Below are 19,245 nucleotides of genomic sequence, written 5' to 3' on the forward strand. Positions count from 1 at the left end.
CGGTGATCAAGGAGTCGCGTCCGTCGGTGCGTCCGAAGCTCGACCTGCCGGGCGCGACGGCCGTCACGCTGGGTCTGCTCGCGCTGATCTACGGGCTGACGCAGGCGGGCGAGCACGGTTGGGGTGCGCCTTCGGCGCTGGGCTGGCTGGCCGCGGGCGTGGTGCTGCTGGTCGTCTTCTACGCCATCGAGTCGAAGAGCTCGGCCCCGCTGGTGCCGGTTTCGGTGTTGAAGAAGAAGACGGTCGCGTGGGGCAACATCGCGGGTCTGATCGCGTTCCTCACCGAGACCAGCCTGGTCTTCCTGATGACGCTCTACCTCCAGGAGGTGCTGGACTTCTCGCCGCTCACGGCGGGTCTGTCCTTCGGCGTCCTGGGCATCGGCACCGTGATCGGTGGTTCGATCGCTCCGCGGGTGATCGGTGCGGTGGGAACGAGGTCGACGCTGATCATCGGTGGTGTGCTGCAGGCGGTGGCGACGCTGAGCCTGGTGGCGCTGGGCGAGACGTCGGCGTCGATGTGGCTGCTGCTGATCGCCACGTTCGCCGGTGGTGTCGGCAACATGCTGGTGATCGTCGGGTTCATGGTGACGGCGACGACGGGTCTGCCGGACCACGAGCAGGGCATGGCGACGGGTCTGGCGACGATGACGCAGCAGGTCGGCATCACGATGGGCACGCCGATCATGTCGGCGATCGCCGCCGCCAACACGGACATCCATGCGGGGATCACGACCGCGGTCATCGTGAACACCGCGATCGTCCTGGTCGGCATCCTCACCACCGTCCTCTTCCTCCGCACCAAGCAGCCCAGCTGACGAAGTGCGCGCCTCCACTAAGGCAACTCCGCCTTGTGACAGCCCTGCCCCGGACGCGAACGTTGGCCCCGGGCCCGGCGCGAGCGCCGGCTACCGATGGAAAGGAACCCCGATGGCCACACCCACCGTCGTCAGCTGGGAACAGGTGTCCGTGCCCACCGCGTCCGGGCCCCTTCCCGCCCGGGCGTACCGGCCCGGTACCACCTCGCCGCAGGGCTGGCTGGTGTGGGCCCACGGGGGCAGCTGGCGTGCCGGATCCGCCCAGGACTGGCACGGCGCCACCGCCGAACTCGCACGCCACTCCGGCTTCGGCGTGGTGAGCGTGGACTACCGGCTGGCCCCCGAGGTACGCCACCCGGCCATGGTCGAGGACATCCTGTCCGCCCTGACCTGGGCCGGGGAGCAGCCGGACGGGCCCGCCGGAGCCCGATCCGGCCCGTCCGCCCCGCCCGTCCTGGCCGTCGGCGGGGACAGCGCCGGCGGCACCCTCGCCGCCTCGGCCGCCCTCGTCTGCCGCGACCGCGGGGTGCCACTGGCCGCACAGGTACTGGCCTACCCGCCGCTGGACCCCGGCTGCGCGGCGGCCTCGTACCACCGCTTCCCGGACATGTTCCCCACGGCCTCCTACCTGAGGGCGGCCTGGCAGGACTACCGGCACCCGGGCCGGCCGGTCGCCGCGGACGGCACCCGGCTCCACAGCACCCCCTTCGAAGCCGCCGACCTGCGCGGACTCGCGCCGGCCGTGATGGCCACCGGCGACCTCGACCCCGTCAGCGACGACGTGCACCACTACGGGCGCCGGCTACGGGCGGCCGGGGTGGAGGTCGACCTGCGGGAGTTCCGACAGACGGGTCACGGGGCGTTCCTGCAACCCGGCCGCGGTCCGGGCGGGCACCCGACGGCGTCGATGCGCGGCTGGCTCGGGCTGGCCCTGCGCCGCCTCACCGCACCGAACGACCCCGAAACCCTCCCCCCTTCCCCTCCACGGAGCTGACATGACCACCTCTGACGTCCCCAACCTCGACGCCCTGCTGCGCCACTTCGCCGACCTGCGCGACGGCATCCACGGCGGCTCCGTCTCCCGCCCCGACAAGGAGGAGCACTTCCGAACCGCCGCGCGCCTGCTGGACCCGTACGCACGCCAGGCGCTCGGCGAGCTCAACGACGAACTGCTCCTCGGACAGGGCGTGATCGACGCCAGCGGCGTCCAACGGGCCGACGACCGGAGCCTCTTCCACGCCTGGACCCTCTGGTGGGACGAGCAGTCGGCCGCCGACATCCCGCCCGTGACGCTGTACGCGCACTACGGAGCCTCCTTCCACCACCCGCACCTGCGCGGCGCGACGGTCTCCGAATGGCCGCTGAACGTCTTCGACGACGCACAGGCCGCCGCCGAACTGCCCACCCTGCGCGCGATCGCCGCCGCGGACCTGCACAACCTGGTCTTCGAACGGGACTTCAGGATCGTGCCCGCGACCATGGCGGGCGCCACCGGACTCCCCGCCCACCAGCACTGAAAGGCGGCCCGTCATGACGAAGCTGCGACTGTCCGTACTCGACCAGACCCCGGTCGGCGAGGACCACACTCCGGACCGGGCACTGCGCGCTTCCGTGGATCTCGCCCGCGCTGCCGAACGCCTCGGCTACACCCGTTACTGGGTCGCCGAACACCACGACTCTCCCGGCTTCGCGAGCAGCGCGCCGGAGATCCTCGCGGGCACCCTGCTCGCCCGCACCTCGCGGATGCGGATCGGGACCGGCGGAGTGCTGCTGCCCCGCTACGACCCGGCGAAGGTGGCCGAGGTGTTCGGCGTACTGGCCTCCCTCCACCCGGGACGGGTCGACCTCGGCATCGGCCGGGCCGGCGGCCCCGCCCGCGACTTCCCGCAGCGGCTGGCCCGGCTGCGCGCACTACTGGGCGAGGGCGGAGTCGTCCCGCACGCACCGGTCCCGCCGCAGATGTGGCTCCTGGGCGCCGGACGCGAGTCGGCGCGGCTGGCCGGGCTGCTGGGCACCGAGTTCGCGTTCGGGCACTTCTTCTCCCCGGCGGGCGGCCAGGAGGCCTTCGAGGACTACCGCGCCCAGTTCCGCACCTCCACGGGAGACCGGCCGGGCGGCGCGCTCGCGGTACGCGTGGTGACCGCGGACAGCGCCGGCCGCGCCGAGGAACTGGCCCAGAGCCTGCTGCTGTGGCGCGCCCGCAAGGACCTCGGCGAGGACGGCCCGCTGCCCTCCTACGAGACCACGCGCCGCCACCGCTGGACGGGCGCGGAACTGGAACGGGCCAAGGTGCACCGCACGGCCCTCGTCTCCGGGGCGCCGGAGCAGGTGTCCGCGGCACTGACGGCCCTCGCCGGGAGCCACGGCGTGGACGAGCTGATCGTCAACACCCTGACCTGCGACCCGGCGGACCGCCAACGCTCGTACGAGCTGCTGTCCGAGACCTTCGCCCTCCCGGCCCCCGAGGCGCAGCCAGTGGCCCCGGTGGGAGCCGCCGGCCTGTCCCTGCGGGGTTAGGCCGACCCGGGGCGGTCGAGGCCCCAGGTCTCGAGCACGTAGGGCCGGCCCTTCTCCTCGCCCGTGATGGGCGGCACGTCGAGGAGTCGGAAACCGGCCCGGGTGGCCACGCCGACGCTGGAGGCGTTCTCGGCCTCCAGCTCCAGGATCACCCGCTCCACCCCCAACTGCTCGAAGGCGTACGCGGCCATCACCCGCACGGCTCGGGCGGCCAGCCCCCGGCCTCGGTGCGCCGGACCGAGCGCGTATCCGAGCTCCGTCCCCTCGGGTGCGCGCTTGAGCATCACCTCGCCGAGCGGGGCGCCGCCGTCGACGGTGATGGCCAGCAGGAGGGCGGTGCCCTGCGTGCGCAGTTCCCTCGCCCGGTTCAGGCGGTTGCGGGCGGCCTCGTCGTCGAAGGGGGAGACGATCGGCGTCCAGTACGCGATGTCGGGGTGGTCGAAGAGCTCGGGCATCGACGCCAGGTCCGCCGCCGTCCAGTCGCGCAGGACCAGGCCCTCGCCCGTCAGCTCCATCCGGTCGGGAAAGGACGGCGTCGTGCTGCTCATGCTGGAGGACCTCCGTAGCCGTTGCGGGACCAGCCAAGATATCCGGTATCCGGTCATCGGTTCACCGGCTTATCCGGCCGATGGCGCCCCGGGGCCGCTCGTGATCGATGCTCCTAGACCGCGTAGTGGTCCGGGGCGAAGAGGGAGGGGTTCGCCGCGATCCACTCCGAGGTGCGGCGCAGGCCCTCCGCCAGGCCGACCCGGGGCCGCCAGCCGGCCCAGTCGCGGGCCCGGGAGTTGTCCGAGAGCAGGCGCTGGACCTCGCTGCCCGACGGGCGCAGCCGGGTCGGGTCCACCACCACCTCCGCGTCCCGGCCGGAAGCCACGATCAGGGCCTCGGCCAGGGCGCCGACGGAGATCTCCTCACCGGTTCCGAGGTTGACCACCTCGCCCAGTGCCCGGTCGCACTCCGCCACCGCCAGGAAGCCCTCCGCCGTGTCCGTCACGTACGTGAAGTCCCGGGTCGGCGCGAGCGAGCCGAGGCGGATCTCCTGGGACCCCGCGTGCAGTTGCGCCAGGATCGTCGGGATGACCGCGCGCGCCGACTGGCGCGGCCCGAACGTGTTGAACGGGCGCACCACCGTCACCGGGAGTTCGAAGGCGTGGTGGAAGGAGAGCGCCATCATGTCCGCGCCGATCTTCGAGGCGGAGTACGGGGACTGCGGTTGCAGCGGGTGGCTCTCGGAGATCGGGGCGGTCAGCGCCGTCCCGTAGACCTCACTGGTCGACGTGTGCACGAGGCGGCGTACGCCGTGCCGCCGGCAGGCCTCCGCCACGTTCTGCGTGCCCGTGACGTTCGTCTGCACGTACGCGCCCGGCGAGGCGTAGCTGTACGGAATCCCGATCAGCGCCGCCAGGTGGAAGACGGTGTCGCAGCCCGCCACCGCGTCGCTGACCCGGCCCGCGTCACGGACGTCGCCAGCCCACATCTCCACCGGACCGCCCGGGTCGGCGAGGTAGCGCGCCAGGTGGCCCTTCTCGGCGTACGGCTTGTAGTGGACGAAGGCGCGCACCCGCGCACCCCGCGACACCAACAGGTCCACCAACGTCGAGCCGATGAAGCCCTCCGCGCCGGTGACGAGGACGGTGCGGTCGGTCCAGCTGTTCATATGCGCTCCAGATCAGAGATGACGGGGGTGGGGGCGAGGCCGGCGACGCGGAGGACTTCCGCGGCCAGCAGTTCGGCGGCCCGCGCGTGCGGGCCGGGGTCGGCGGCGCCGGCCATCGCCGTCAGCCGCGCCGGGTCGGCCAGCAGGGGCCCGAGGAGGCCGGCGAGACGGTCGGCGGTGGTTTCGGCATCGGGCAGGAGCAGTCCCGCTCCCGCGTCCGACAGCACCCGCGCGTTGTGGGTCTGGTGGTCGCCGGGCGCGTGCGGGTAGGGCACCAGGACCGACGGGACCCCGGTCGCCGCGAGCTCGGCGACCGTCGCGGATCCCGCCCGGCACACCACCAGGTCGGCGGCCGCGTAGACGAGGTCCATCCGGTCCAGGTACGGCACGACCCGGGCGATCCGCTGCCCGCCGGATGCCGCCAGCTCGGCCACCGCGTCCGCCAGCGCGGCCGGACCGGTCTTGACCAGCAGCTGTACGTCGTCCCGGTGCTGCCAGAGGTCGGCCAGCGCGGTCGCCGCCCGCGTGAGGCGGACCGCGCCCAGGCTGCCGCCGTTGAAGACGACCAGCCGGCGCCCCGCGGGCACCCCGAGGGCGCGCCGGGCCTCGGCGCGCAGCGCCACCCGGTCCGGTCCGGGCAGCTCCGCGAGGCCGGACAGGGCCGCCGCGATCGGCATCCCGGTGGTCAGCGCCCGGTCACCGCCCGAGAGGTGGCTCCGGCTGCGGTCGAAGGCCACCGCGACGTGCGGGGTGAGCCGGGCCGCGAACTGGTTGGCACGGCCGGGTACCGCATTCGACTCGTGGATCACGGCCGGCAGCCCCGCCAGACGGGCACCGAGCACGGCGGGGGCGCTCGGATATCCGCCCATGCCCACGACGACGTGGGCACCCTGCGCCCGGATCACCGCACGCGCCTGGTGCGCCGAGCGCAGCAGCGCCGCGGGGAGCAGGTACCGCTTCGCGCCCAGCGCGGGATCGAAGGGGATCATGTCGACGGTGTGCAGGCGGTAGCCGGCGCCGGGGACCAACTCGGTCTCCAGGCCCCGCTCGGTCCCGATGAACGAGATCACGGCTCCGGGCACGGCGGCGCGCAGCGCCTCCGCGAGGGCGAGACCGGGATAGATGTGCCCGCCGGTGCCGCCCGCGCCGATCACGACGGAGAGCGCCGCGGATGTGTGGGGTGAGGTGGTGGTCATGTGCGCACACTCCCGGTGCGCCTTAAGAACGTTCTAAGAGGTTCTCTCAGAAGCCCTTGGCAGGCTTTGCCCCATGAGCTCCACGGACAACACAGGTAGCACAGGCGGCACGCACCACACGGGCGGTACGGGCAGGCAGCGCATCCTCGTCGTCGACGACGAGCCCGAGGTGCGGGCAGCCGTCGAGGACGGGCTCGCGGTCGAGGGGTACGAGGTGCGGGGCGCCCCGGACGGGCTCGCGGCCCTCTCGCAGGTCGCGGCCTGGGAGCCCGACGCGGTCGTCCTCGACGTGATGATGCCCGTACTCGACGGCCTCGCCGTCTGCCGGCAGCTGCGGGCACTGGACGACCGCACCCCCGTCCTCGTCCTGACCGCGCTCGACTCCGTCAGCGAGCGCGTCGACGGACTGGAGGCGGGCGCCGACGACTACCTCGTGAAGCCCTTCGCCCTGGACGAGCTGGTCGCCCGGGTCCGCGCGCTCCTGCGACGGGCCGCGCCCGGACCCGCCGGCACCGCCGCCCCGCTCGGCTTCGCCGACCTCGCCTTCGACCCCGCGACCCGGACCGGACGCCGGGGCGGCCGTCCGCTGGAATTCAGCCGCACCGAAGCGGCCCTGCTCGAACTGCTCCTGCGCCACCCCGGCCAGGTCCTCCCGCGCGAGCTGATCCTCGAGGTGGTGTGGGGACGGGACTTCGGGCCGGACTCAAACTCCCTCGCCGTCTACGTCGGCTACCTGCGCCGGAAACTGGAGGCAGCGGGCGAGCCCCGACTGGTGCACACCGTCCACGGGGTCGGCTACCGGTTGGACGCGGCGTGAGCGGCGGCCGCCGGCGGCTCGGCCGGGTCTGGCGCAGGCGCGGCCCCCTGCGCACCCGGCTGGCGCTGTCGGTCACCGCCGCCGTGGCCCTCGTGGCCGTCGGGGTGTGCGCGGCGGCGTTCCTGGTGGTCCGGTCCGCGCTCTACGAGCAGCTCGACCTCAGCCTCACCCAGTCCGCGCGGCTGGCCGCCCAGCGCAACCCGCGGGCCGGAAGGCCCCCTACTACACCAACATCACGGTGGCCGGACATCCCGCCCGGATGCTCACCACCGACTACGCCAAGGGGCGCGCCCTCCAGGTGGCCCTGCGGGCCGACACCGTCGAGGACGGCATCGAGGAGGCAGCCCAATGGCTGGTGCTGACGGCGGTGATCGGCGTGGTGCTGGCCGCCCTCCTGGGGTCCTGGGTCTCGCGGACCGGCCTGGCCCCGGTCACCCGGCTCACCGCGACGGCCGAGCGGATCGCCGCCACCCGCGACGCACGGCACCGGATCGAACTGCCGCCACCGGGGCGGGAGGACGAGATCACCCGGCTGGCCACGAGCTTCAACACCATGCTGGGGGAGCTCGAACAGTCGATCGCCGCACAGCGCCAACTGGTCGCGGACGCCTCCCACGAGCTGCGCACCCCGCTGACGGCGCTGCGGACCAATGCCGAACTGCTGGCCCGGGCCGATCGGCTCACCCCCGACCAGCGCGACCGCGCCTCGGCCGCGCTGGGGCGGCAGCTGCGGGAAGTGACGGGGCTCGTGGGAGACCTGATCGAGCTGGCACGCGACGAAGAGCCGCAGCCGCTGGTGGAACAGGTCCGGTTGGGTGCGCTGGTGGAGCACTGCGCGCAGGCGGCGCGCACGCACTGGCCGGCCGTTCCCTTCCACGTACGCGTGCCGGACGGGCCCGTCGTGGTGCCCGGGGTACCCGCGCGACTCAGCCGACTGCTGGGGAACCTGCTCGACAACGCGGCCAAGTTCAGCGGGAACGGGCTGCCCGTCGAGGTGGAGCTGGTGGCGGGCTCCCCCGGCCGGGGACCGCAGCTGACGGTCCGTGACCACGGGCCGGGGATCTCGCCGGACGACCTGCCGCACGTCTTCGACCGCTTCAACCGGGCCGGAGCGGCCCGCGCCCTGCCGGGGTCGGGACTCGGCCTCGCCATGGCCCGGCAGATCGCGCGGGCGCACTCCGCCGAGCTGACGGCGGAGGCCGCGCCGGGCGGGGGCGCGTTGTTCCGACTGGTGTTCTGAACGGGGCCGGCCGGGACCGGAGCATTCGGTCCGGCTCGTCCCTCGCGTCCCGGTCGGGTGGGACGCAGGAGGCCGCCGCGCTCCCTGTGGCAGCTTTCCGATGCCATCAGGTCACCAGCGAAAGGCCGTCTCGGCATGCGCATCTCCCGCCCCGGGAAGGGCGTTGCCCCGCTCCTCCTCGCCGCGTCCGCCGTCGGCGCGCTGCTGGTCACCGCCCCGCGACGGCTCGTTCGGCCCCAAGACCGAGGCGGCCGTGCAATCAAGACCCGGGGCTACCTCCTCCCTGCCGCGGAGGGCTAGGTCGTCTTCTTCAGATCATCCGGTCGACCGTCGACGTGTGTCGTTGGCTGACGCTTGTGATCTTCGGCCCAGTCTCCAGTAGCACCCTCCGTCGGGCGGCCGACCTGAGGCAAGGTGACCGGTGAGGAGTCCGCAGACGGGGGAGAGATCTGATGGAGCGGCACGTCGAGTTCGAACGTCTGCACAACTTCCGGGACCTGGGCGGCTACCGGTCCGCCGACGGTCGCACCGTGCGGTGGGGGACCGTGTACCGGGCCGACTCGCTCGGCAAGCTGGCGGGCGGCGACTGGGAGCGGTTCCTGGAGCTCGGGATCGGGACCGTGATCGACCTGCGGTATCCGTGGGAGATCGAGGCCAAGGGGCGGGTGCCCGAGGCGGAGCGCTTCCGCTACGTCAACCTGAGCATCGAGCACCGGCCGTACGACCAGGCCGAGATCGATCCGGACATCGACCCCTGGCGGTACCTCGCGGACCGGTTCGCCGAGGTCACCGAGGACGGGGCCGAGGAGATACGGCAGGTGCTGGAGGAGCTGGCGCAGGCCCCCGGCCCCCTGGTGTTCCACTGCACCTCGGGCAAGGACCGGACCGGGCTCATCGGGGTCTTCCTGTTGACCCTGCTCGGGGTGGACCGGGCGGACGTCCTCGCGGACTTCGCGCTCACCGAGCTGGCCACTGAGCGGCTCGCCGCCGACTGGCGGGCCGCCAACCCGGGGCGGGTGATGAAGTGGCCGAGCTACGGCCGTGCCCCCGCAGTGATCATGGAGTTGGTGCTCGCGGACCTGGAAGCCCGGTACGGATCCGTGCACGGGTACCTCACCGACCGGGTCGGGCTGTCGGAGTGGACCGCGCAGCGGTTGCGTTCCCGCCTGCTGACCGGCACCGGCACCGGCACCGGCGACGACGGGGGCACCGGCCACGACGGGGGCGAGGGCCACCGCGCGACGTGAAGTCGCTCTAGTGGCGCCACCGGCGCGTCTCCTACCATCGGAACACGGGGTGGGGGAGGGGGGTGCGTTCGTGGCAGCGCACGTAGGGCGGCTGGAACGCTTCGTGGCCTGGGTGCTGCGGAACGTCGACGTCGTGGTCGCCCTGGGCATCGCGATGGCGGTCGGACTCCTCGACATCTTCGGAGACGTCATCAGTGACGACGTCTCCTCCGGTGCCACCCTCGTCGTGCTCGGCCTCCTCGCGACCGGGTCGATCGTGGAGCGGGTGCGCCGGCCCGCGAGCATCCAGGAGGCGATGAGCGGGACCCGGCAGGCCCTGGAAGACCTGGCGATGGTGCGCTCGCTCTCCGGCAACGAGGTCGGCGAGGCACTGCGCAAGGCCCGTCAGCACACCAATCTCTGGTACTTCAAGGGCGGTACGGGCACCTACCTGCGGGCGGTCACGCTGCCCCTGTGCGTGGCCGCCGCGAAGGAACAGCGCTCGCAGCTCAACGTGAAGATCGACATCGTCAATCCGGCCGACGAGCGGGCCTGCGCCGCGTACGCCCGGTTCCGGCAGATGTTCGGCGGGCAGCGTCGCGGCGACGACGTGTGGACCACCGACCGGGTCCGTCGGGAGTCGTACGCGACCGTCCTCGCCGCCTGCTGGTACCAGCGGCAGTTGACCACGCTGGAGATCAGCGTGCACTTGTCGGCCGCCGTGCCGACGCTGCGCTTCGACCTGTCCGAGACCTGCCTCGTCATCACCCAGGACGACCAGTCCCGGGTGAACCTGCTGGTGGAGCGCGGGCAGCCGCTCTACGACTACTACGTGACCGAGTTGCACCAGAGCCGCGAGCAGGCCACCGTGCTCGATCTGCGCGTCGCCTCCCCGCTCGGCCAGGAGCCCACCGTCGACGAGGTGCGGACGCTCTTCGACGACCTACGGCTGCCCTTGCCGCGCGTCTTCACCGACAGCGACATCGGCAAGATCATCGAAAAGGCCCTGCACGCGGAGGACCCCTACAGGAGGTGATGCGCTCCGGCGCGTGCCCATGGACCGCGAGCTCGAAACCACCCTCGTCACCCTGGAGGAAATCGCCTCCGGGGCAAGGGAGTTACATGCTGTCCGTCATCCGCTCGGATTCCTCTGCCTGCCACTGCTGAGAGAGGGGCCGCGCGGAATCTGCGTGCATCTCTTCGAGATCGGCAACCGTGCCGATCCGGAGGCGTCACCGATGCACGCCCACAGTTGGGAACTGCGCAGCCGCGTGCTGTACGGGCGGGTGGCGAACCTCCCCGTACGGACGAGCGCGGTGCGGGACGGCGAGGAGGGCGCCACTCACCGGGTCTTCGAGGTGTTCAGCGGGAGCGACGGCGTGGACGAGATCCGGCCGACCCCCCTCCTGGTGCGGAGCGAGCCCGGCCCCGCCCACGTCAGCGCGGGCGGCCAGAGGTACACCCTGGCGGCCGGCGAGTTCCACGCCACCGCGCTGGAGGGCGTGGAGCCCGCGGCCACCCTGGTGCACGGCACGTCGATCCCCGGGCAGCTCGACCTCTCGCTCGGCCCGCTCGACGGCCGGCCGCGCCGCACGACCCGCCGGCTGTGCGACACCGCGCAGACCGTGCGCAGCGTCCACACCGTCCTCAGGAGGATCGATGCCGAGCAGCGGGCCTGATTTCGACCACGAGAGGCGGGTCGCCGTCGCCGCGGCGGAGGAGGCGGGCGGCCTGCTGCGCACGCGTTTCGGCACGGCGCGGTGCGTGCGGACGAAGGGCGGGTCCGGGGACGTGCAGGTGGACCTCGACCTCGCCGCCGAGGAGCTCGTGCTCGGCCGGATACGGCGCCACTTCCCGCACGACCGGATCCTGTCCGAGGAAGCCGGGCTGCTCGAGGCTGCGGGCGAACGGACCTGGCTGGTCGACCCGTTGGACGGCAGCAACAACGTCGTGATCGGGCTGCCCACCTACGCCGTCGGGATCGGATTGTGCCTGGGTGGCAACCCCGTGATGGGAGTGGTGCACGAGCCGGTCACCGGGGAGACCTGGCACGCGGTCAGGGGGTACGGGGCCCAGGGGCCGTCCGGCGCGCTGCCCGGCCCCGACCCCGCCCTGCCGCGCCCCGGCCCCGTCGTCGCCTGGACCCAGGGGTACGCCGTGGAACGGGGCGACGTGACGGCGGTGGCCCTGCGCGCGGTGCTGGAGCTGCGCTGCCGGCGCGTCCTGCAACTGTGGGCGCCGCTGCTCGGCTGGAGCCTGCTGGCGCGCGGCACCATCGACGCCTTCGTCGGCTACCGCGCCGAGGGCGTGGACCTGCCGACCGGGGCGCTGCTCGCGGCCGAGGCGGGCGTGGAGCTGCGCACGCTGTCCGGGACGACCTTCAGACCCGGCTTCGCCGGGGCCGACACCGGGCGCAGCTTCGTGGCGGCGCGCGGCGAGACCCTCGCGTACCTGCTGGGGGAGGTGGGGGCCGTCACCCCGGGAGCCTAGGTCGTGGCCGCCAGCGCCAGCGTCGCCGCCAGGGTGCCCGCCACCGCCAGCACGAGGCCCGTACCGAAGAAGCGGCCCAGGTCGATCCGGGTGCCGTGCCAGCGGCAGCGCTCGAACCACAGGAGGGTGGCCAGCGAGGCCCACGGCGTGATGACCGGTCCCACGTTGACGCCGATCAGCTGGGCGAGCAGCTGCTCGTGGTTGGCCACCGGGATCGCCGCCTCGCCCGCCAGGTAGGCCGGGAGGTTGTTCAGCACGTTCGAGAAGCCCGCGCCGACCGCCGCCGACCGCAGCATTCCGACGACGTCGTTGTCCGAGCCCATCGCCGCCGCGAGGATCTCGTGCAGTCCGTGGGCGTTGACCGTCTCCACGACCAGGAACATTCCCGGGACCAGGACGAGGAGCCGCCAGGGGATCAGGGACAGGCGCAGCGCCTCGCGGCCCCGCACCCAGAAGGCCACGACCACGATCAGCGCGGCCGCCATCGACGCCGACCACAGCGGCACGTCGGCGAGCAGGATCGCCAGCAGGAACCCGGCGCACGCCACCGCGCTCACCCGGAACAGGACCGGATCCGCGGGGCGCGGCAGGGGCGGAGGGACGTACCGGGTCTCGGCGCGGCGCCCGGGGCGCCAGTAGAAGACCCACAGGCAGGCCATCGTGACCGCGATGGCGGCCAACTGCGGCGCCCACATGGTGGCGGCCATCTCCGACGGGGTCAGCGCGATGCGGTCCGCGGCCAGCAGGTTCGTCAGGTTCGATACGGGAAGCAGCAGGCTGGCCGTGTTCGCGAGCCACACCGTGGTCATCGCCAGCGGTACGGGTGCGATGCCGACCCGGGTCGCCAGCGCCAACATCACCGGGGTGAGCAGGACCGCCGTCGTGTCCAGGTTGAGGGTGATGGTGGTGACGGAGGCGAACAGCACGCAGAGGCAGAAGAGGAGCGGGTACCTGCCGCGCCCCGCCCGGGCCACCCAGGTGGCGACGACGTCGAAGACCTCCGCCTTGCCGGTCAGCTCGGCGAGGACGATGACGGTCGCGAGGAACACCACCAGCGGACCGATGCGCTCCAACACGTCCGCGGCGGGTCCTGTGGGCAGCAGGCCCGTGGCGACGCACAGCGCACCGAGTGCGAGCAGGCCGCCGGCCAGCCAGTCCAGTGGATGCAGACGCCTGAGGAGGGACACGGCGAACAGGTTCGCACACACGCACGCCCCGACATCAGACGGGGCGGAAGGAATCGGACAGGTCCGCCCGGGCGGGGTGTCCGACGCCCCGCGGGAGACCGTCCCGTCCTTGCCGGGACAAACCCGCCGCCGGGGGTGCGGCCCTACGATGGAGTCATGATGACGGACGGGCAATTCGGCGCTCCCGCAAGAGAGTTCGACTTCTTCATCAGTTACTCCCCGGCAGACGAGCAATGGGCCGCCTGGATCGCCTGGACCCTGGAGGAAGCCGGTTACCGCACGGTGGTGCAGGCCTGGGACTTCGTACCGGGAACCAACTTCATAGACTTCATGGACCGGGGGGTCAGCGAGTCCCTGGCGGTCATCGCCGTACTGTCCCGCCACTACGAGCGTTCCACCTACGGTCGCATGGAATGGCAGGCCGCGCTCCGGGCCTCGCCCGAGTCGCCCGAACGGAGGTTGCTGACCGTCCGGGTGGACGAGATCCCGATCGAGGGACTCCTCGCCACGATCACCTACGTCGACCTCGTCGGCGTGGCGGACATCGATGCGGCCCGCTCCCTGCTGCTCAACCGGGTCGGGCAGGCCGTCGACGGCCACGCCCGACCGGGTCGCCGTCCCGGCTTCCCGGGAACCGGGAGCGGGAGCGGGCCGGGACCCGTCCGGCACCCGGAGCAGCCCAATCCGGGGCAGCCGCAGCCGAGCGCGCTCGCCGGCCCCGGCTGGTCGGGACGCCGGCGGCCCGCCAGGGCGCCGCTCTACCCGCAGGCCGCCGCGGCCGGCCACCGGGCCCGGGACACGGTGACCGTCCTGCACCTGGCCGGCCCCGACTTCGGGCGCGGCCGCGAACCCGACTCGCTCAGCCGGCAGATCCGCGGCGACCTCATCATGCTCAGGGACGCCGGGGCACCCGCCCCCGACCTGATGGTGGTCACCGGTGACCTCACCGCCTCCGGCAGCCCGCGCGAATGCGATCAGGCCCTCACCTTCCTCACCGCCCTGCGCTCCCAGCTCGACCTGTCCCCCCAGCGGGTGATGGTGGTACCGGGCGCACAGGACGTGAACCGGGCCGCGTCCCAGGCCTACTTCCACACCTGCGAGGCCGACGAGGTGGCACCCCAGCCGCCGTACTGGCCCAAATGGCGCCACTACACCCGGCTGTTCCGCGGCCTCTACCAGGGCCTGGACACGGTCTTCGACAGCGACCAGCCCTGGACCCTCTTCCCGGTGCCCGAACTGAGCACGGTCGTGGCGGGATTCAACTCCTCCATGGCCTACAGCCACCGCGCCGAGGAGCAGTACGGCTTCATCGGCCGCGACCAGGCCGCCTGGTTCGCCGAGGCCATGCGCCGGTACGAGGAGGAGGGCTGGCTGCGCATCGGCGCGCTCCGCCACCCGCTCACCGACGGCCGCCGCCCCGGCGACGCGGTCGGCGGCCCCGGCGGGCTGCGGGACGTCGACACCTTCGCCCGACTGGCCGCCCCGCGGCTCCACCTGCTGCTCCACGGGCCGACCGGCGGCCCGCGCACCACCACCTCGGCCCCCAGCCGCACCCAGCTCGCCGGGGCTCCAGGGGCCACAGGGTCTCCAGGTGCCACAGGGGGTCCAGGAGCGCCAGGGCCTTCCCCGACGTCCGGGGGCGCCGGTGAGCTGCCCCTGTTCGGCTCGGCGGCCCCCGCCAGGTTCCAGTTGCTCCAGGTCGGTGCCGAGGGCGTGACCCGCTGGGACGACCGGATCACCTCCGTGTCCGAGAGCTTCCCCGCCACCTGGCGGCAGACCCGCCGGGTCTTCCCCGTACCGGAACTCCCCGCCGTCATCAACGTCGAGCGGGCCGGCGGCCGGGCTCCCCTGGACGACCCGGCCGCCTCGCTCGCCGAACGGGTGAAGGAGATCTGCCGCGTGCGCCGGGAGGGCGTACGGCTGCGCGACGTCCCGCGCCGCGAACCCGGCGACATGGTGCAGATCATGGCCACCTGGCGGGAACAGGAGGACGGCGTCGTCCAACAACAGCGCATAGCCGTCCACCCCGGGAGCCCCACCGAGGAGGAAGTCGACCGCTTCATCGCCCAGGTGCACGCGACCGACACCGGCTCCGAAGCCGTCCTGGTGTACGCGGGCGACGCACCGGCCGGCGGCCTGCGCCGCCGGGCCGCCGCCCACGGCGTCCGGGTCCGGGTCCGCAGCTTCATCGAGTTCCAGGGCCTGCTCGACCTCCGGGGCTACGTCGCCGCGCAGACGGCCCGGCTGAGCAGCAGCGAGCAGTACGCCCCCGGCCTCTACCTGCCCCAGCGCTACCGCGACGCCGACCGCCCCGACGGCCAGGACGGTGCCGTCCAAGAACGCGACGGACTCGTCGAGGAACTGCTGGAGCTCCTGGAGTCCGACCACGGCCGGTTCGTCCTGCTCCTCGGCGACTTCGGACACGGCAAGACCTTCGCGCTGCGCGAGCTCGCCCGGCGCATCTCCGAACAGCTCCCGCACCTGACCCCGCTGCTGATCCCGCTCAACTCCCTCGACCGGGCGCACAGCCTCGAAGGCCTGGTCGCCGCGCACCTGGCCGGCCACGACGTCGACACCATCGACCTGCGGGCCCTGCGCTACATGCTCGCCCAGGGCCGCGTCGTCCTGCTCTTCGACGGCTTCGACGAACTGGTCAACCGGGTCAGCTACGACCGGGCCGCCGACCACCTCCAGGTCCTCCTCGACGCGGCCGTCGACCACGCCAAGATCGTCGTCAGCAGCCGCACCCAGCACTTCAAGTCGCACGCCCAGGTCCTCACCGCACTCGGCGAGCGCGTCGGCCTGCTCCCGCAACGCAGGATCCTGGCCGTCGAGGGGTTCACCCCCGCCCAGATCCGCTCCTACCTCGTACGCAGCTACGGCGACGAGCGCGCCGCCGACCGCCGCTACCAGCTCCTGCGCAACATCCCCGACCTGTTGATGCTGTGCCGCAATCCCCGGCTGCTCTCCTTCGTCGCCGATCTGAGCCAGGACCAGCTGCGCGCGGTCGCCGGAGCGGGCCGGGCGCTCAGCCCCGCCCGGCTGTACGAGGACGTGTTCACCTCCTGGCTCGACCACGAGGAACGGCGCGGCCAGGGCGGGCCCGGCGCGCCGCCCGGGCTCACCATCGACCAGCTGTGGGCCGCGGTCACCGCACTGGCCTGGCGGCTGTGGGAGAGCGGCCGCAGCGCCCTGCGGCTCGACGAGCTCACCGAGACCGTGGCCGGCACCCTCAGCGAACTCACCGAGTCCCCGCTCACCCCCTCCGAGCGCGCCCAGGCGGTCGGTGCGGGCAGCCTGCTGGTCCGCAGCGACGACGGGGTCTTCCAGTTCATCCACGGTTCCGTCATCGAATGGCTGGTGGCGCGCGAGGCCGCCCGCCAGCTCGCCCGCGGACAGCACACCCTGCTCCTCGCGCGCCCGCTCAGCCAACTCGCCGTCGAGTTCTTCTGCGACCTCGCCGACCACGAGCAGTGCGCCCGCTGGGTGCGCGACGTCCTCGACGCCCCGGGGCGGGCGGTCAGCGAGGCCGCCCGAGCCAACGCCGTCCGGATCTCCGACCGGCTGCGGGTGCCGGCCAACGCCGACCTGCGCGGCGCCCGGCTGGCCGGTGAGGACCTCTCGCACCGCGACTTCTCCGGGGTCGACCTCTCCGACGCCGATCTGACGGACGCCCGGCTGATCGGCGCCAACCTCTCCGGCGCGCTGCTGCGGGGCACCCGGCTGATCGGCTCCCGCTTGGACGGGGCCGACCTGAGCGGGGCCGACCTGACCGGCGCGAACCTCAGCCGGTCCCGGCTGACCCGGACCGATCTGCGGGGCGCCCTGCTGACCGGAAGCCGCTGGCACCGGGCCGCGCTCATCGACACGACGATGGATGACGCGGTGCGGTCGGCCCCCGAGCTCGGGACCGCCGCGATCGCCCCCGGGATGCCCGTGGACGCCGGGTTCCGGCCCTCCGCCGTCGGGGTCCCGTACGGCTTCGGCATGCGCACCAGCCGCCTGCCCGAACCCATCGCTTACAGCAGCGACGGCGAACTCCTCGCGGTGGGCAGCGAGGACGGCTCCGTCCTGGTCTGCGGCGCCGACGACGGCCGCGCCGTGCGCACCCTCCAGGGGCACGAAGGGCGCGTGTACGCGGTGAAGTTCCGGCCGGACGTCATCGCCACCGGTGGCTCCGACGGCGCGGTGCGGCTCTGGGACCCCGTGACCGGGGCGTGCCGGCACCACCTGCGGGTCCATCCCGACGGCGTGTGGCCGGTCTCCTTCGACGCGGACGGCACGCTGCTCGCCACCGGCGACAGCGAGGGCCTGGTCACGGTCTGGGACACGGCCACCGGCCAGCCCGTGCACCGGCTGCCGGGCCACACCGCGCCCGTCTACACCGCGGTCCACGGACCGGACGGGCTGCTGCTCACCGGGGACGCGGGCGCCAAGGTACGGCTCTGGGACCTGAACACCGGGCACTGCGTCCGGGAGGTGGACGGCCACCAGGGGGCCGTCTACCGGGCCCGGTTCAGCCCCGACGGGACCCTCTTCGCCACCGCCGACCGGGGCGCGCCCGGGCAGGGCGGCACCGTGCGGATCTGGCGGACGGCCGACGCGCAGCTGCTGCACGAGTTCACCGGACACACCGGCCGCGTCTACGTCCTCGACTTCCACCCCGAGGGCAACCTCCTCGCCAGTGGCGACACCGATGGTCAGGTGCGGCTCTGGGACCCGGTGGTCGGCACCCCCGCCGGAATCCTCGAACGGGGTACCGGAGCCGTCTACCAGGTGCTCTTCGGCGACGACGGGAAGCTCCTCGCGGCTTGCGACAGCAACGGTGCGGTCCGGCTGTGGACGGTCACCGGCCGCCCCCACGGGTACACGATCGCCCTCCACCCCCAGCAGCCGACCGAGCACCGCGGCACGGCCTGGGCGTGCGCCTTCCGGCCCGGCGACAGCCAATTGCTCACCGTCGGCAACGACGGCGGCGCGCAGATCTGGGACGCGGCCACCGGCCAGGGCAAGCGCATCCTGCGCGGCCACGGCCGCCGGATCAGCGGTGTCGCCTTCAGCTCGGACGGCACGCAGCTGGCCACGGCCGGGAACGACGGGGTCGTGCGGCTGTGGGAGACGCGCACGGGCCGGCGTACGGAAGAGCTCACCGGGCGCGGCGACCGGTTGGTCTCGGCGGCCTTCAGCCCCCTCGAAGCCCTCCTGGCCACGGCCAGCAACGACGGCGACATGTACCTCTGGGACCCGGTGGGCGGCGAGTACTTGAGGGAGCTCGACGCCGAGACCGAACACGTCTGGGCGGAGGCCTTCAACGCCGACGGGGCCCTGCTCGCCACCGCCAACGACGACGATTCCGTACGCGTCTGGTTCCGCCCCACGGGTTCCCCCGTGTCGACGCTGACCGAGCACCGGGGCCGGGTCCGTTCGATCGCCTTCCGCTCGGACGCCGACGTACTGGCCACCGGCTGCGACGACAGTTTCGTACGGGTGTGGGACGCCAGGAGCGGAGCCCTCGTGGAGCAACTCGGCGGGCACGCCGACCGGGTGTACGGCGTCGCGTACGGACCGGGGAGCGCCTGGCTCGCCAGCGCGAGCTGGGACGGTACGGCCGTCGTCTGGCGGGACGGGCGGGCGGACCTGCGCCTGCGCGGACGCGGCGGCAGGCTGTGGGCGGTGGCCGCCCACCCTGGCCGCCCGCTGCTGGCCACCGGCGGCGACGACCGGGCCGTCGGCCTGTGGGACGCCGAGACGGGCGAGCACCTCACCGACCTCGTCGGTCACACCGGCCGGGTGCTCTCGCTCGCCTTCTCCCCGGACGGCACGACCCTGGCGAGCGGGGCCGAGGACGGCACCGTACGGCTGTGGAACGTCCCGGCGGACGGGGAACCGCCCTCCCTGCGCGCGACGCTGATGGGCATGGCGGGCGGCTGGGCGGCCCTCACACCGGCCGGCGGATACAAGTACGAGGGTGACGTGGCCGGCGAGTTCTGGCACGTCGTGGGCATGTCCCGGTTCACCCCGGGGGAGCTCGACGAGTACCTGCCGGGCATCCACCGACTGCCGCTCGGCGAGGAACTCTGACGCCCCGAACGCTTGGCGG

14 protein-coding genes and 1 pseudogene are annotated in these 19,245 nt (G+C 73.2%); 11 read left to right on the plus strand and 4 right to left on the minus strand.

Translation table 11 applies throughout. From position 1 onward, the window contains the following. From ACIQK6_RS31830 to ACIQK6_RS31845, 4 genes are all read left to right on the plus strand, one after another. Positions 1 to 815: MFS transporter (locus ACIQK6_RS31830; RefSeq protein WP_402696124.1), on the plus strand; the 815-nt coding region annotated here is incomplete at its 5' end. A 112-nt stretch (positions 816 to 927) separates the two neighbouring features. Beyond that, a complete protein-coding gene (locus ACIQK6_RS31835) occupies positions 928 to 1,809 on the plus strand; it encodes an alpha/beta hydrolase (RefSeq protein ID WP_402696125.1) in 882 nt (293 codons plus the stop codon). 1 nt (position 1,810) lies between these two features. Continuing rightward, the gene (locus ACIQK6_RS31840; protein ID WP_037714926.1) at positions 1,811 to 2,332 is read left to right on the plus strand and encodes a hypothetical protein; all 522 of its coding nucleotides are present in this window, start codon (positions 1,811 to 1,813) and stop codon (positions 2,330 to 2,332) included. Positions 2,333 to 2,345: 13 nt separating this feature from the next. After that, positions 2,346 to 3,332: an LLM class flavin-dependent oxidoreductase gene (locus ACIQK6_RS31845; protein ID WP_329104726.1), complete on the plus strand. Its 987-nt coding sequence runs from the start codon at positions 2,346 to 2,348 to the stop codon at positions 3,330 to 3,332. Here ACIQK6_RS31845 and ACIQK6_RS31850 read toward each other — a convergent pair. The 3 genes from ACIQK6_RS31850 to ACIQK6_RS31860 form a co-directional block, all read right to left on the minus strand. Beyond that, positions 3,329 to 3,880, minus strand: a complete 552-nt coding sequence (locus ACIQK6_RS31850) for a GNAT family N-acetyltransferase (RefSeq protein ID WP_402696128.1) — start codon at positions 3,878 to 3,880, stop codon at positions 3,329 to 3,331. The two genes, ACIQK6_RS31845 and ACIQK6_RS31850, sit on opposite strands and share 4 nt — an antisense overlap. Positions 3,881 to 3,993: 113 nt before the next feature. Beyond that, positions 3,994 to 4,989, minus strand: a complete 996-nt coding sequence (locus ACIQK6_RS31855) for an SDR family NAD(P)-dependent oxidoreductase (RefSeq protein ID WP_402696129.1) — start codon at positions 4,987 to 4,989, stop codon at positions 3,994 to 3,996. After that, positions 4,986 to 6,185: a UDP-N-acetylglucosamine--N-acetylmuramyl-(pentapeptide) pyrophosphoryl-undecaprenol N-acetylglucosamine transferase gene (locus ACIQK6_RS31860; RefSeq protein WP_402696131.1), complete on the minus strand. Its 1,200-nt coding sequence runs from the start codon at positions 6,183 to 6,185 to the stop codon at positions 4,986 to 4,988. Before ACIQK6_RS31860 ends, ACIQK6_RS31855 begins: the two co-directional genes overlap by 4 nt. Before the next feature lie 73 nt (positions 6,186 to 6,258). On the opposite strand from ACIQK6_RS31860, the gene ACIQK6_RS31865 reads away from it, so the two are divergent. From ACIQK6_RS31865 to ACIQK6_RS31890, 6 genes and pseudogenes are all read left to right on the plus strand, one after another. After that, entirely contained in the window at positions 6,259 to 7,002 is a 744-nt protein-coding gene (locus ACIQK6_RS31865) for a response regulator transcription factor (RefSeq protein WP_329104733.1), read from the plus strand. Continuing rightward, positions 6,999 to 8,242 (plus strand): annotated as a pseudogene (locus ACIQK6_RS31870) (sensor histidine kinase). The gene ACIQK6_RS31865 and the pseudogene ACIQK6_RS31870 overlap by 4 nt, the downstream one beginning before the upstream one ends. A 452-nt stretch (positions 8,243 to 8,694) precedes the next feature. Then, positions 8,695 to 9,489 carry a tyrosine-protein phosphatase gene (locus ACIQK6_RS31875; RefSeq protein ID WP_402696133.1) on the plus strand — a complete coding sequence of 265 codons (795 nt, stop codon included), beginning with the start codon at positions 8,695 to 8,697 and terminating at the stop codon, positions 9,487 to 9,489. Positions 9,490 to 9,559: 70 nt separating this feature from the next. Next, on the plus strand, positions 9,560 to 10,504 hold the full coding sequence (locus ACIQK6_RS31880) for a hypothetical protein (protein WP_329104738.1): 945 nt from the start codon (positions 9,560 to 9,562) through the stop codon (positions 10,502 to 10,504). 19 nt (positions 10,505 to 10,523) lie between these two features. Beyond that, the gene (locus tag ACIQK6_RS31885; RefSeq protein ID WP_329108133.1) at positions 10,524 to 11,147 is read left to right on the plus strand and encodes a hypothetical protein; all 624 of its coding nucleotides are present in this window, start codon (positions 10,524 to 10,526) and stop codon (positions 11,145 to 11,147) included. Then, complete coding sequence (locus tag ACIQK6_RS31890) at positions 11,128 to 11,958, plus strand: inositol monophosphatase family protein (RefSeq protein WP_329104740.1); 831 nt, start codon at positions 11,128 to 11,130, stop codon at positions 11,956 to 11,958. The genes ACIQK6_RS31885 and ACIQK6_RS31890 overlap by 20 nt, the downstream gene beginning before the upstream one ends. On the opposite strand, the gene ACIQK6_RS31895 is transcribed toward ACIQK6_RS31890, so the two are convergent. Beyond that, on the minus strand, positions 11,955 to 13,145 hold the full coding sequence (locus ACIQK6_RS31895; RefSeq protein WP_329104742.1) for an SLC13 family permease: 1,191 nt from the start codon (positions 13,143 to 13,145) through the stop codon (positions 11,955 to 11,957). The genes ACIQK6_RS31890 and ACIQK6_RS31895 overlap by 4 nt on opposite strands. 156 nt (positions 13,146 to 13,301) lie before the next feature. On the opposite strand from ACIQK6_RS31895, the gene ACIQK6_RS31900 reads away from it, so the two are divergent. After that, positions 13,302 to 19,226 (plus strand): TIR domain-containing protein, encoded by a 5,925-nt coding sequence (locus ACIQK6_RS31900; protein ID WP_402696135.1) that lies wholly within the window; start codon positions 13,302 to 13,304, stop codon positions 19,224 to 19,226. Positions 19,227 to 19,245: the final 19 nt, after the last annotated feature.

Origin of the sequence: Streptomyces sp. NPDC091682, from assembly GCF_044756625.1 — a bacterium.
Taxonomy (GTDB): Bacteria; Actinomycetota; Actinomycetes; order Streptomycetales; family Streptomycetaceae; genus Streptomyces.